The organism is Shewanella khirikhana (genome assembly GCF_003957745.1).
Taxonomy (GTDB): domain Bacteria; phylum Pseudomonadota; class Gammaproteobacteria; order Enterobacterales; family Shewanellaceae; genus Shewanella; species Shewanella khirikhana.
This window is the reverse complement of the sequence record NZ_CP020373.1, coordinates 4,382,955-4,396,398: the sequence shown is the minus strand read 5'-3', so window position 1 is coordinate 4,396,398 and position 13,444 is coordinate 4,382,955. Positions and strand designations below refer to the sequence as shown.

General features: G+C 51.6%; 8 protein-coding genes, 7 tRNA genes and 3 rRNA genes. 1 reads left to right on the top strand and 17 read right to left on the bottom strand.

What is annotated here, in order from left to right:
• Nucleotides 1-26: 26 nt before the first annotated feature.
• The 9 genes from rplA to STH12_RS19350 all read right to left on the bottom strand — a co-directional run bounded on the left by rplA (nucleotide 27) and on the right by STH12_RS19350 (nucleotide 4,128).
• Nucleotides 27-728, bottom strand: a complete 702-nt coding sequence (gene rplA / locus STH12_RS19390) for a 50S ribosomal protein L1 (protein ID WP_126169074.1) — start codon at nucleotides 726-728, stop codon at nucleotides 27-29.
• 4 nt (nucleotides 729-732) lie between these two features.
• Complete coding sequence (rplK, locus tag STH12_RS19385; RefSeq protein WP_126169073.1) at nucleotides 733-1,161, bottom strand: 50S ribosomal protein L11; 429 nt, start codon at nucleotides 1,159-1,161, stop codon at nucleotides 733-735.
• A gap of 127 nt (nucleotides 1,162-1,288) precedes the next feature.
• Complete coding sequence (nusG, locus tag STH12_RS19380) at nucleotides 1,289-1,840, bottom strand: transcription termination/antitermination protein NusG (protein WP_126169072.1); 552 nt, start codon at nucleotides 1,838-1,840, stop codon at nucleotides 1,289-1,291.
• A 4-nt stretch (nucleotides 1,841-1,844) separates the two neighbouring features.
• Entirely contained in the window at nucleotides 1,845-2,216 is a 372-nt protein-coding gene (gene secE, locus STH12_RS19375; RefSeq protein WP_126169071.1) for a preprotein translocase subunit SecE, read from the bottom strand.
• 241 nt (nucleotides 2,217-2,457) lie between these two features.
• Nucleotides 2,458-3,642, bottom strand: a complete 1,185-nt coding sequence (gene tuf / locus STH12_RS19370; protein WP_126169070.1) for an elongation factor Tu — start codon at nucleotides 3,640-3,642, stop codon at nucleotides 2,458-2,460.
• Between the two features lie 118 nt (nucleotides 3,643-3,760).
• A tRNA-Thr gene (locus STH12_RS19365) sits at nucleotides 3,761-3,836 on the bottom strand.
• A gap of 14 nt (nucleotides 3,837-3,850) precedes the next feature.
• Nucleotides 3,851-3,924 (bottom strand) — tRNA-Gly (locus STH12_RS19360).
• A gap of 35 nt (nucleotides 3,925-3,959) precedes the next feature.
• A tRNA-Tyr gene (locus tag STH12_RS19355) sits at nucleotides 3,960-4,044 on the bottom strand.
• 8 nt (nucleotides 4,045-4,052) lie between these two features.
• Nucleotides 4,053-4,128: transfer RNA gene (locus STH12_RS19350), tRNA-Thr, on the bottom strand.
• Nucleotides 4,129-4,340: 212 nt separating this feature from the next.
• Between STH12_RS19350 and coaA the strand changes: the two genes are divergently transcribed.
• The gene (coaA, locus tag STH12_RS19345) at nucleotides 4,341-5,288 is read left to right on the top strand and encodes a type I pantothenate kinase (protein WP_126169069.1); all 948 of its coding nucleotides are present in this window, start codon (nucleotides 4,341-4,343) and stop codon (nucleotides 5,286-5,288) included.
• Nucleotides 5,289-5,394: 106 nt separating this feature from the next.
• On the opposite strand, the gene birA is transcribed toward coaA, so the two are convergent.
• The 8 genes from birA to STH12_RS19305 all read right to left on the bottom strand — a co-directional run bounded on the left by birA (nucleotide 5,395) and on the right by STH12_RS19305 (nucleotide 12,993).
• The gene (gene birA / locus STH12_RS19340; RefSeq protein ID WP_126169068.1) at nucleotides 5,395-6,348 is read right to left on the bottom strand and encodes a bifunctional biotin--[acetyl-CoA-carboxylase] ligase/biotin operon repressor BirA; all 954 of its coding nucleotides are present in this window, start codon (nucleotides 6,346-6,348) and stop codon (nucleotides 5,395-5,397) included.
• Nucleotides 6,349-6,367: 19 nt separating this feature from the next.
• On the bottom strand, nucleotides 6,368-7,381 hold the full coding sequence (gene murB, locus STH12_RS19335) for a UDP-N-acetylmuramate dehydrogenase (protein ID WP_126169594.1): 1,014 nt from the start codon (nucleotides 7,379-7,381) through the stop codon (nucleotides 6,368-6,370).
• Between the two features lie 213 nt (nucleotides 7,382-7,594).
• Nucleotides 7,595-7,710 (bottom strand): 5S ribosomal RNA (gene rrf / locus STH12_RS19330).
• A 66-nt stretch (nucleotides 7,711-7,776) separates the two neighbouring features.
• Nucleotides 7,777-7,852 (bottom strand) — tRNA-Val (locus STH12_RS19325).
• Between the two features lie 85 nt (nucleotides 7,853-7,937).
• Nucleotides 7,938-10,831 (bottom strand): 23S ribosomal RNA (locus STH12_RS19320).
• A gap of 274 nt (nucleotides 10,832-11,105) precedes the next feature.
• Nucleotides 11,106-11,181: transfer RNA gene (locus STH12_RS19315), tRNA-Ala, on the bottom strand.
• A 119-nt stretch (nucleotides 11,182-11,300) separates the two neighbouring features.
• Nucleotides 11,301-11,377: transfer RNA gene (locus STH12_RS19310), tRNA-Ile, on the bottom strand.
• Between the two features lie 71 nt (nucleotides 11,378-11,448).
• Nucleotides 11,449-12,993 (bottom strand): 16S ribosomal RNA (locus STH12_RS19305).
• The 16S, 23S and 5S rRNA genes sit together here with 3 tRNA genes alongside, the layout of an rRNA operon.
• Nucleotides 12,994-13,444 lie beyond the last annotated feature (451 nt).

The following is a 13,444-nucleotide window of genomic DNA, read 5'->3' as shown; positions in this document are numbered from 1 at the left end:
TAGACTAATGCGCGCCCCTTGTAAAATTAAGCAGTAGCTTCCAAGGTGCCCTGATCAACAGAAACACCGGCACCCATGGTGGTGGAAATGCTTACTTTCTTAACGTACTGGCCCTTGGCAGCAGCAGGCTTTTGCTTCTTCAGCGCAACCAGCAGAGCTTCCAGGTTTTCTTTCAGCTTAACAGAATCGAAATCAACCTTACCGATGGTGGTGTGGATGATACCGTTCTTGTCGTTACGGTAGCGAACCTGACCGGCCTTGGCATTCTTAACGGCTTCAGCAACGTTAGGAGTTACAGTACCAGTCTTAGGGTTAGGCATCAGGCCACGTGGACCCAGGATTTGACCCAGCATACCTACAACGCGCATTGCATCTGGAGAAGCAATAACTACGTCGAAGTTCATTTCGCCGGCTTTAACCTGCTCGGCCAGATCTTCCATACCTACCAGTTCAGCACCGGCTTCTTTGGCAGCTTCAGCGTTGGCACCCTGGGTGAACACGGCAACGCGCACGTCACGACCGGTACCGTGTGGCAGTACGATAGCGCCACGAACGTTCTGGTCAGATTTACGTGGGTCAACGCCCAGGTTAACGGCTACGTCTACGCTTTCAACGAACTTGGCAGTGGCCAGTTCTTTCAGCAGAGAGATAGCTTCGTTGATGTCATAGGCCTTGGTTGAATCCACTTTGTCGCGGATTACGCGCATGCGTTTAGTCAGCTTTGCCATTGTATTAGTCCTCTACTACCAAGCCCATGGAACGTGCAGTACCTTCGATTGAGCGAGACATCGCTTCAATGTCAGCACCAGTCATATCGGCGGCTTTGGTCTCAGCGATTTCCTGAACCTGAGCGCGCTTGATAGTACCCACTTTCTGGGTGTTAGGACGGCTAGAACCTGACTTCAGACCAGCAGCTTTCTTCAGCAGGAATGATGCTGGAGGAGTTTTGGTCTCGAAAGTGAAAGAGCGATCGTTGTAAACAGTGATCACTACTGGAATCGGCATGCCTTTCTCGAACTTTTCAGTACGAGCGTTAAAGGCCTTACAGAATTCCATGATGTTCACACCTTTTTGACCCAGAGCTGGACCAACTGGTGGAGATGGGTTAGCGGCACCAGCTGCAACTTGCAGCTTGATGTAAGCTTCAATTTTCTTTGCCATTGTGACATTTCCTCTATTTGGGTTCTAACGCCAACCCGCAACATGCGGTTCAGCTCCCCGAAAACAACGGGTGCGGATTATATAGAAACCCGCACCCGTTGCCAAACGGATTTTGTACTTTATTTAATCAGGACTTCTCAACCTGATTGAAGTCCAGCTCTACCGGAGTCGAGCGGCCGAAGATCATAACAGAGACCTTCACGCGGTTCTTGTCATAATCGACCTCTTCCACAGTACCGTTGAAATCGGCAAATGGACCGTCAACCACACGAACCACTTCACCTGGCTCGTACATGACGCGGTGAGTCGGAGACTCAGTGGTTTCCTGCAGACGACGTAGGATGGCTTCGGCTTCACGGTCAGTGATAGGCGCAGGACGGTCTGAGGTACCGCCGATAAAGCCCATCACACGTGGAATGCTTTTCACCAGGTGCCAGGAATCATCGTTCATTTCCATTTGCACCAGTACGTAACCGGGGAAGAATTTGCGCTCGCTCTTGCGACGCTGACCGGCACGCATTTCAACCACTTCTTCAGTTGGAACCAGTACTTCACCGAAGTACTCTTCCATGCCGTGCATCTTGATATGCTCGACCAGAGACTTGGCTACACGCCCCTCATAACCAGAGAAAGCCTGTACCACATACCATCTTTTCTTTGCTTCTTTAGCTTCAGTCATCGAGTTATACACCGGTGATCAGATTGACGATTCTCAGCAGCAGCGCGTCCAAACCCCAAAGGATCAGGGCCAAAACACCGGTCGCAGCCAGCACGATGAAGGTGGTGTTCAGGGCTTCCTGACGGGTAGGCCACACCACTTTTTTCACTTCGATGTGAGATTCACGGGCAAACGCCAGCGCCTGCTTACCCTTTTCGGTTTGCAGAGCCACAAAACCGGCGATGGCAAACGCCACAATTACACCCAGAGCACGCACGACCACGCTGGCCTCGCTATACATCTGGTTACCCACTACGGCCGCAGCCAGCAGCAGGATGGCTACGCCCCACTTCACGATATCCAGGGAGCTGCCCTGGTTTTCAGTATTTGTCGTCATCGGTTAATTCCGTTACTCACTACGGCCTGAGCTAGGTATCCCCTGTTGGGATCCGCCTATCCGAATTCGCCCCCAAGGATAGCCGCAGTGCGGTTTCGGGGCTCAAAAATCGGCCATAGATTGTATTCTTATTCAGCTTGCATAGCAAGGCCAGTTCAGCCACTTAGGCGCCGAGTTAGGCCACAAATGCCGGAAAAAGCAAAAGGCGACCCTAAGGTCGCCTTTTTCCAAGTCTACGAGATTACTCGTGGATCTTGGCTACTACACCAGCACCTACAGTGCGGCCGCCTTCACGGATAGCGAAGCGCAGGCCTTCGTCCATCGCGATTGGGCAAATCAGGGTGACAACCATCTTGATGTTGTCGCCTGGCATTACCATCTCTACGCCTTCTGGCAGTTCGATGGTACCGGTCACGTCAGTTGTACGGAAGTAGAACTGTGGACGGTAGCCTTTGAAGAATGGAGTGTGACGACCACCTTCTTCTTTAGACAGTACGTATACTTCTGATTCGAACTTGGTGTGTGGCTTGATGGTGCCTGGCTTGGACAGAACCTGACCACGCTCAACTTCATCACGCTTGGTACCACGCAGCAGGATACCGCAGTTCTCACCGGCACGACCTTCGTCCAGCAGCTTACGGAACATTTCTACGCCAGTACAAGTAGTCTTGGTGGTATCTTTGATACCAACGATTTCTACTTCTTCACCAACTTTAACGATACCGCGCTCTACACGACCGGTTACTACAGTACCACGGCCAGAGATTGAGAATACGTCTTCGATTGGCATCAGGAACGGCTTGTCGATAGCACGCTCTGGCTCAGGGATGTAAGTATCTAGGGCTTCAGCCAGCTCAAGGATCTTAGATTCCCAAGCTGGGTCACCTTCCAGTGCTTTCAGAGCAGAACCCTGAATTACTGGCAGGTCATCACCTGGGAAGTCGTATTCAGACAGCAGTTCACGAACTTCCATCTCTACCAGTTCCAGCAGCTCTTCGTCATCTACCATGTCACACTTGTTCATGAACACGATGATGAAAGGTACACCTACCTGACGAGACAGCAGGATGTGCTCACGAGTCTGTGGCATTGGGCCGTCAGTCGCAGCTACTACCAGGATAGCGCCGTCCATCTGGGCAGCACCGGTGATCATGTTTTTCACGTAGTCAGCGTGACCTGGGCAGTCAACGTGAGCGTAGTGACGAGTTGCAGTATCGTACTCGATGTGAGAGGTATTGATGGTAATACCGCGCTCACGCTCTTCTGGAGCGTTATCGATCTGAGAAAAGTCGCGAGCCTCACCGCCGAAAGTCTTGGTCAGCACGTGAGAGATAGCAGCAGTCAGAGTGGTTTTACCATGGTCAACGTGACCGATGGTACCCACGTTTACGTGGGGCTTGTTACGTTCAAATTTAGCTTTAGCCATGGTATTGCCTCAGTCCAAGATTCTTGGTGATGAAAACCTGCACATACAGAAAAAATCCGATGTCATTCAATGACATCGAACCGTTCGTTTAGATAAAAGGCGGCATGTTAAGAGAGGCTGGTGCTGATAGGCAGAATCGAACTGCCGACCTCATCCTTACCAAGGATGCGCTCTACCGACTGAGCTATATCAGCATCTCTTAATTTTTTGGAGCGGGCAGCGGGAATCGAACCCGCGTTATCAGCTTGGAAGGCTGGAGTAATACCATTATACGATGCCCGCGCAACCTAACTGTAGGCCACCTAGTACCTAGAAAATGGTGGAGGGAGAAGGATTCGAACCTTCGAAGGCGGAGCCGTCAGATTTACAGTCTGATCCCTTTGGCCACTCGGGAACCCCTCCAATCAAAATGGTGCCGGCACCAAGAGTCGAACTCGGGACCTACTGATTACAAGTCAGTTGCTCTACCAACTGAGCTATGCCGGCGCTTCATTTCGGTAGCGGATATTAGGTAAATGTGGCTTGGGTTGCAATAGAAAAATCGAATTTCAGCCAAAAAAAGTGCCAAGCGACGCTTTTTTGCACGGGCTCCGATGCAGATTACAACAAATTGCTTCCACTGGCCGACAATTGCCGTTGAACTATTGTTAATGGGCCATAGCTGTTGTACTGTGCGCAGCCTAAGGCGAGGAAATTGAATGATTAATAACCAGGCGCAGCAGGCGCTCTATCTCGATTTCGATCGGGAGCGCTGGGCAGAACTCAGGAACTCAGTTCCGCTGACGTTGGCAGAGGCCGATTTGGCTCGTCTGCGTGGTATTAATGAACGTATTTCCCTGTCTGAAGTGACCGACATATACCTGCCGCTGAGCCGTCTGCTTAACCTGATTGTGGGCGCCCGTCAGCAGCGCGGTGTGGTGTTGAATAAATTCCTGGGTAATCATCAGTCAGGCAGCCCTTATATCATCAGTATCGCCGGCAGTGTGGCCGTGGGCAAAAGTACCACCGCCCGTATTCTTCAGGCACTGCTGAAACAGTGGCCCGAACATCCCAAGGTTGATCTGGTAACCACCGACGGTTTTCTGTATCCACTGACCGAACTTAAGCGTAAGGGACTGCTGCAACGCAAAGGCTTCCCGGAAAGCTACGACACCAAGATGCTGATTGATTTCGTTTCATCGGTGAAGTCGGGTCAGGAACAGGTTGAAGCGCCGCTGTATTCTCACATTATTTATGACCGCCTGCCGGACACCCGTCAAATCATCGAAAAGCCGGACATTCTGATCCTCGAAGGCCTGAACGTACTGCAGACCGGGCTGGATTCGCCAGTGGATATCCGTCGTCCGTTCGTCTCGGATTTCGTCGACTTCTCTATTTATGTAGATGCCGATGAGTCATTACTGAAGGACTGGTATATCGAGCGTTTCCTGCAGTTCAGAAGCGGCGCCTTCGCCGATGAGAACTCTTACTTCCGTCACTACGCCAGTCTCGATGATGACTCAGCGCGGGAAATTGCGGCGCAGATCTGGGACAGTATTAACGGCCCTAACCTGCGGATGAACATTCAGCCCACCCGCGAGCGCGCCCATCTGATCCTGCAAAAGGGCGAAGATCACCTGATGAATCGGGTACTGCTGCGTAAGTAAGCTCTGTTCACACATAGCTCAATATAGAAAAATGCCGACCTTGGTGCAGATAACAACGATCTGCATCCCAGTCGGCATTGTCTTTCTTGACTGTCGCGAGTTTCTATCAGGCGGGTCGCAGGCTGATTTCCCCGCCGATAAAGCTTTTCAGTTCACCGTCAATGTCCAGCAGTAAAGCCCCCTGACTATCAATTCCGCGGCAAATCCCGCTCTCCACTTTGTCGGCCATCAGTAAGTTAACCTGCTTACCAATAAAGAGATCCGCTTGCTGCCAGCGAGTCACAAAGGCTCGTAACCCTTCGCGTTCAAACAGGGTTAAATCTGCCTGTAGCTGACGTTGCAGCTTTATCGCAAATTCGGTCTTGTCCGGCATGGCAACGCCCTGCAAATCAGCCCATGGCTGATCGATCGCCTCACCCTGTGCATCCGGCATGGCCATGTTCACCCCAATACCTATGATAAGCTCACAATTGCTGTCGGCCTGGCCTTTCATCTCCACCAGGATACCGGCAAGTTTACGGCCATCGAGGTACACATCATTCGGCCATTTAAGGCCAATATTATCTACCCCGAGATCAGCCAGTACCCTGGCAAGGGAGCAGCCGACAACGAGGCTCAGCCCCATCGCCTTGCTCATGCCATCGGTTAAACGCCAGAACAATGAGAAATACAGATGGCTGCCATAGGGTGACACCCACTTGCGTCCCCGACGGCCACGACCCGCAGACTGATGCTCGGCAATACACACATCGCCGCTTTCCAGCTCATCCGAATGGGACAACATAAAGGCATTGGTGCTGGGGATGTCATCAAAATAGAAGCAGCGCCGCTCAATCCCCTGTTTGAGTGCCGTCTCATCAATTAAAGAAACGGGCGTGGCCAGCTTATATCCACGGCCTTTCACACTGAAGATACTGAGTCCAAGGGTCTCAAGTACATCGATATGCTTGCTGATAGCCGCACGGGAAATACCGAGCCGCTCGGCCAGCGCTTCGCCTGACACAAACTCCTGGGTTGACAGCATGGCGATAATATCGCGCTTGCGTTGCCACTGTTCCATTTGCAGCTCCCTGTCTGGGTTAATCGTTTAAGAGTGAAAATCGGCCCACCACATTGGGCTCAGCTTCAAGTTGCACCCCAAAGCGAGTATGCACCTCATCGATAACATGTTTGGCGAGTTTAAGGATATCTTTGCCGCTGGCATTTCCAAAGTTAACCAGCACCAGCGCCTGTTTATCATGCACGCCCGCCTCGCCCAATCGAAAGCCTTTCAAGCCCGCTTTATCAATCAGCCAGCCAGCGGCCAGTTTCATCCGGCCATCTTCCAGGGCGTAAGCCACAGCATCGGGATACTGCTTTACTATGCTCGCAAAGGTTGCGGCATCCACAATAGGATTCTTAAAAAAGCTACCGGCATTCCCCAGCCTGGCAGGATCGGGAAGCTTCTCTGAGCGCACGGCTATCACCCGCTCGAAGATCATCTTCGGCGTCACTGTATCCATGCCAAACTCAGCCAGCGGGCCATAATTCAGTTTGGGCTGCCACAACTTAGGCAACTTAAAGCCGACCCGGGTAATAATAGCTTTACCGTTAAGCTGCTGTTTAAAGATGGAATCTCGGTAGCCAAACTGGCACTCGGCGGCCGTCAGCCTGACAGTCACGCACTCTGGCAGCGACAGGTACTCAACCCACTCACAGACATCCATCAGCTCAACACCATAGGCGCCTATGTTCTGAATAGGGGCTGCGCCAACAGTGCCTGGAATAAGCGCCAGGTTCTCAAGTCCCGGCATCTGCTTTTCAAGAGTCCAGCTCACCAGCTCATGCCAGTTTTCGCCGGCAGCCACACTTAAATGCCAGGCAGACTCATCCTCAAGGACCTCTATTCCCTTATTTGCCATCTTGAGCACAGTGGTATCTATGTCCGATGTCAGCACCACATTGCTGCCGCCACCGAGAACAAAGAATGACTGACCGCGCGCATCCAGCTCATGAATAAGCGCTGGCAACTCAGCGGCATCGGTGACCTCAATAAGCTCAGCACACTGATGATCGATACCAAAGGTATTATAGGACTTGAGAGAAACAGGCATACCGCTTTCCGCCACGAATAAAAAGCCATTGTAACCAAGGGTGGCATTCAGCGCATTAGCGACAGACAGAAACTGCCAATCCCACAAGGAATCTCGTTGATTGCGTGTAAATGTCGCAGTTGTGAAAGGTTTAAACGCAAAAAGGCCACCCGTTTGGGTGGCCTCTTCAACACTGTTTGTTTTCACTTTTCAAAGTGGAAACCAGAAATAGGCGCTTGGCAATGACCTACTCTCACATGGGGAGACCCCACACTACCATCGGCGCTGCTCCGTTTCACTACTGAGTTCGGAATGGGATCAGGTGGGACCAGAGCGCTATTGTCACCAAGCAAATTCGTTATGCCCTCGCTTTTTGGCAAGAACATGCAATTCGGAAAGCTGCTTTGCAGTAAATATGGTGGTCGCTACTGGGATCGAACCAGTGACCCCCTCCTTGTAAGGGAGGTGCTCTCCCGGCTGAGCTAAGCGACCGGTATTCTGTGCTATTGAGTTATCACTTCAATCAAGTCTGGTTTCTTCAAGACTATCTACACCATCTGAAACCCATCTGGGTTGTATGGTTAAGCCGCACGAGTCATTAGTACAGGTTAGCTCAACGCCTCACAACGCTTACACACCCTGCCTATCAACGTCCTGGTCTCGGACGGCTCTTCAGTGGACTCAAGGTCCAAGGGAAGACTCATCTTGGGGCTCGCTTCCCGCTTAGATGCTTTCAGCGGTTATCGATTCCGAACGTAGCTACCGGGCAATGCCATTGGCATGACAACCCGAACACCAGCGGTTCGTTCACTCCGGTCCTCTCGTACTAGGAGCAACCCCCCTCAATCTTCCAACGCCCACGGCAGATAGGGACCGAACTGTCTCACGACGTTCTGAACCCAGCTCGCGTACCACTTTAAATGGCGAACAGCCATACCCTTGGGACCGACTTCAGCCCCAGGATGTGATGAGCCGACATCGAGGTGCCAAACACCGCCGTCGATATGAACTCTTGGGCGGTATCAGCCTGTTATCCCCGGAGTACCTTTTATCCGTTGAGCGATGGCCCTTCCATACAGAACCACCGGATCACTATGACCTACTTTCGTACCTGCTCGACGTGTCTGTCTCGCAGTTAAGCTGGCTTGTGCCATTACACTAACCACACGATGTCCGACCGTGTTTAGCCAACCTTCGTGCTCCTCCGTTACTCTTTGGGAGGAGACCGCCCCAGTCAAACTACCCACCAGGCACTGTCCCTAGTCCGGATCCACGGACCGAGGTTAGAACACCAACACTACAAGGGTGGTATTTCAAGATTGACTCCACGAGAACTGGCGTTCCCGCTTCAAAGTCTCCCACCTATCCTACACATGTAGGGTCAATGTTCAGTGCCAAGCTATAGTAAAGGTTCACGGGGTCTTTCCGTCTAGCCGCGGGTATACGGCATCTTCACCGCAATTTCAACTTCACTGAGTCTCGGCTGGAGACAGCGTGGCCATCATTACGCCATTCGTGCAGGTCGGAACTTACCCGACAAGGAATTTCGCTACCTTAGGACCGTTATAGTTACGGCCGCCGTTTACCGGGGCTTCGATCATGAGCTTCTCTTGCGATAACCCAATCAATTAACCTTCCGGCACCGGGCAGGCGTCACACCGTATACTTCCTCTTGCGAGTTTGCACAGTGCTGTGTTTTTGATAAACAGTTGCAGCCACCTGGTATCTGCGACTGCCAGCAGCTTAAGGAGCAAGTCCCATCACCGCCAGCAGCGTACCTTCTCCCGAAGTTACGGTACCATTTTGCCTAGTTCCTTCAGCCGAGTTCTCTCAAGCGCCTTGGTATTCTCTACCCGACCACCTGTGTCGGTTTGGGGTACGATTCCTGCTAACCTGAAGCTTAGAAGATTTTCCTGGAAGCATGGCATCAACCACTTCAGTGCCGTAGCACCTCGTCATCAGCTCTCGGTATATATGTGCCCGGATTTGCCTAAGCACACTACCTACCACCTTAAACACGGACAACCAACGCCGTGCTGGCCTAGCCTTCTCCGTCTCTCCATCGCAGTTAGCAGAAGTACGGGAATATTAACCCGTTTCCCATCGACTACGCCTTTCGGCCTCGCCTTAGGGGTCGACTCACCCTGCCCCGATTAACGTTGGACAGGAACCCTTGGTCTTTCGGCGAGGGGGTTTTTCACCCCCTTTATCGTTACTCATGTCAGCATTCGCACTTCTGATACCTCCAGTGTGGGTTACCCCTTCACCTTCAACGGCTTACAGAACGCTCCTCTACCGCGTACACGTTATCGTGTACACCCGTAGCTTCGGTGAATTGCTTAGCCCCGTTACATCTTCCGCGCAGGCCGACTCGACTAGTGAGCTATTACGCTTTCTTTAAATGATGGCTGCTTCTAAGCCAACATCCTAGCTGTCTAAGCCTTCCCACATCGTTTCCCACTTAGCAATTACTTTGGGACCTTAGCTGACGGTCTGGGTTGTTTCCCTTTTGACGACGGACGTTAGCACCCGCCGTCTGTCTCCCGGATAGCACTCTTTGGTATTCGGAGTTTGCAAAGGGTTGGTAAGTCGGGATGACCCCCTAGCCTTAACAGTGCTCTACCCCCAAAGGTGTTCGTCCGAGGCGCTACCTAAATAGCTTTCGAGGAGAACCAGATATCTCCCGGTTTGATTGGCCTTTCACCCCCAGCCACAAGTCATCCGCTAATTTTTCAACATTAGTCGGTTCGGTCCTCCAGTTGATGTTACTCAACCTTCAACCTGCCCATGGCTAGATCACCGGGTTTCGGGTCTACGCCTTGCAACTAAACGCGCAGTTAACACTCGGTTTCCCTACGGCTCCGCTATTCGCTTAACCTCGCTACAAAACGTAAGTCGCTGACCCATTATACAAAAGGTACGCAGTCACGGTCTCAAGAACCGCTCCCACTGCTTGTACGTATACGGTTTCAGGTTCTATTTCACTCCCCTCACAGGGGTTCTTTTCGCCTTTCCCTCACGGTACTGGTTCACTATCGGTCAGTCAGGAGTATTTAGCCTTGGAGGATGGTCCCCCCATGTTCAGACAACATATCACGTGTGCCGCCTTACTCGATTTCATCATCGGTTAGTTGTCGTGTACGGGACTGTCACCCTGTACCGTTGCGCTTTCCAACGCATTCCACTAACACCCCGAAGACTTAAGGGCTAATCCCCGTTCGCTCGCCGCTACTGAGGGAATCTCGGTTGATTTCTTTTCCTGAGGGTACTTAGATGTTTCAGTTCCCCTCGTTCGCCTCACTAAGCTATGTATTCACTTAGTGATGACACCTTATGGTGCCGGGTTTCCCCATTCGGACATCGCTGGCTATAACGGTTGTTACTACCTCACCAACGCTTTTCGCAAGTTACTACGTCCTTCATCGCCTCTGACTGCCAAGGCATCCACCGTATACGCTTAGTCGCTTAACCATACAACCCGGATGAGTTTCCTCACCGTGCCGTATTGCAACCAGCTGGTTTTCGATAGTTCATTTTACTGAACTCGCCTTGAAGAATTTCCAAAACACTTGATTGAAGTGTTTGAGAACTCAATTTTTGTATTCACTGAACCGAAGTTCAGTTTCTACTATCAGCTTTCCAAATTGTTAAAGAGCGGGCTTAAAAAAGCCAAAGATAAATTCATCACTTATCTTTGGCGTCTCTATCCTTGGGACTTACGTCCTGAGACTCACATATTGAATAGTGGTGGAGCTATGCGGGATCGAACCGCAGACCTCCTGCGTGCAAAGCAGGCGCTCTCCCAGCTGAGCTATAGCCCCGTTTCTGCAATATGCAGTCTGAAACAAATACGTATTGATAAATCTCATTCAGGCGAGGCGGAAGCGGAGGACGTTTACTGGTGTAAACGACGACGTTTCCAACGAAGCATCAATGAGATTGGTGGGTCTGAGTAGACTCGAACTACCGACCTCTCGCTTATCAGGCGAACGCTCTAACCACCTGAGCTACAGACCCATCGCATTTGTCTCTTTATCTTCTATCAAGCAATCTGTGTGAACACTCAGCAGGATAATGTGTCGCTTAGGTAAGGAGGTGATCCAGCCCCAGGTTCCCCTAGGGCTACCTTGTTACGACTTCACCCCAGTCATGAACCACACCGTGGTAAACGCCCTCCCGAAGGTTAAGCTATCTACTTCTGGTGCAGCCCACTCCCATGGTGTGACGGGCGGTGTGTACAAGGCCCGGGAACGTATTCACCGTGGCATTCTGATCCACGATTACTAGCGATTCCGACTTCATGGAGTCGAGTTGCAGACTCCAATCCGGACTACGACCGGCTTTATGAGATTAGCTCCACCTCGCGGCTTCGCAACCCTCTGTACCGACCATTGTAGCACGTGTGTAGCCCTACTCGTAAGGGCCATGATGACTTGACGTCGTCCCCACCTTCCTCCGGTTTATCACCGGCAGTCTCCCTAAAGTTCCCGGCATTACCCGCTGGCAAGTAAGGATAAGGGTTGCGCTCGTTGCGGGACTTAACCCAACATTTCACAACACGAGCTGACGACAGCCATGCAGCACCTGTCTCAGAGTTCCCGAAGGCACCAATCCATCTCTGGAAAGTTCTCTGGATGTCAAGAGTAGGTAAGGTTCTTCGCGTTGCATCGAATTAAACCACATGCTCCACCGCTTGTGCGGGCCCCCGTCAATTCATTTGAGTTTTAACCTTGCGGCCGTACTCCCCAGGCGGTCTACTTAATGCGTTAGCTTGAGAGCCCAGTGTTCAAGACACCAAACTCCGAGTAGACATCGTTTACGGCGTGGACTACCAGGGTATCTAATCCTGTTTGCTCCCCACGCTTTCGTGCCTGAGCGTCAGTCTTTGTCCAGGGGGCCGCCTTCGCCACCGGTATTCCTCCAGATCTCTACGCATTTCACCGCTACACCTGGAATTCTACCCCCCTCTACAAGACTCTAGTCTGCCAGTTCGAAATGCAGTTCCCAGGTTGAGCCCGGGGCTTTCACATCTCGCTTAACAGACCGCCTGCGCACGCTTTACGCCCAGTAATTCCGATTAACGCTTGCACCCTCCGTATTACCGCGGCTGCTGGCACGGAGTTAGCCGGTGCTTCTTCTGTGGGTAACGTCACAGCTGATAGGTATTAACCATCAACCTTTCCTCCCCACTGAAAGTGCTTTACAACCCGAAGGCCTTCTTCACACACGCGGCATGGCTGGATCAGGGTTTCCCCCATTGTCCAATATTCCCCACTGCTGCCTCCCGTAGGAGTCTGGACCGTGTCTCAGTTCCAGTGTGGCTGTCCATCCTCTCAGAACAGCTAGGGATCGTCGCCTAGGTGAGCCATTACCTCACCTACTAGCTAATCCCGCCTGGGTTCATCCAATCGCGGAAGGCCCGAAGGTCCCCTCCTTTCCCCCGTAGGGCGTATGCGGTATTAGCAGTCGTTTCCAACTGTTATCCCCCTCGATTGGGCAGATCCCCAGGTATTACTCACCCGTCCGCCGCTCGCCGGCGAAGATAGCAAGCTATCTTCCCGCTGCCGCTCGACTTGCATGTGTTAGGCCTGCCGCCAGCGTTCAATCTGAGCCATGATCAAACTCTTCAATTAAAGTTTTGGTCTCAATGAATTTCTGCTGTCATGCTTCTGCATGAAAACTCTTTCATTGATAAAATCGTTTTGTCGACTTCATCAACCTGCGAGTATCCACACAGATTGCTTGATAAATTTTTAAAGAACGTGACCGACTTTCATCTGGTCAGGGCTGCGTATTCTACGCCATCCCGTTTTGACGTCAAGTGCTTTTTTAGCTCTTTCGGTCGACTGCCTAATTTTTGTTAAGGCCGTCGTTTGCGCTGTTTGACTGTCGTCATCCGCAGCGAACGAGGCGGCATTATAGGGAGGCTGACGGCAAGCACAAGCTCTTTTACCGCGCTTTTATTCTGACTGCCTTTAATTCAGACAATAAGGATGAATTACCGCCACTTATTGACCTTTGCTGTACAGATAGCACTCAAGGGCATATTTAGCTGATTTAGGAAGCATTAAACCAACGTTCATT

What these genes read in the sequence shown, in the direction of transcription:
- rplA (WP_126169074.1), bottom strand. Translation starts at nt 728, where the DNA reads ATGGCAAAGCTGACTAAACGCATGCGCGTAATCCGCGACAAAGTGGAT.
- rplK (WP_126169073.1), bottom strand. Translation starts at nt 1,161, where the DNA reads ATGGCAAAGAAAATTGAAGCTTACATCAAGCTGCAAGTTGCAGCTGGT.
- nusG (WP_126169072.1), bottom strand. Translation starts at nt 1,840, where the DNA reads ATGACTGAAGCTAAAGAAGCAAAGAAAAGATGGTATGTGGTACAGGCT.
- secE (WP_126169071.1), bottom strand. Translation starts at nt 2,216, where the DNA reads ATGACGACAAATACTGAAAACCAGGGCAGCTCCCTGGATATCGTGAAG.
- tuf (WP_126169070.1), bottom strand. Translation starts at nt 3,642, where the DNA reads ATGGCTAAAGCTAAATTTGAACGTAACAAGCCCCACGTAAACGTGGGT.
- coaA (WP_126169069.1), top strand. Translation starts at nt 4,341, where the DNA reads ATGATTAATAACCAGGCGCAGCAGGCGCTCTATCTCGATTTCGATCGG.
- birA (WP_126169068.1), bottom strand. Translation starts at nt 6,348, where the DNA reads ATGGAACAGTGGCAACGCAAGCGCGATATTATCGCCATGCTGTCAACC.
- murB (WP_126169594.1), bottom strand. Translation starts at nt 7,381, where the DNA reads ATGCCTGTTTCTCTCAAGTCCTATAATACCTTTGGTATCGATCATCAG.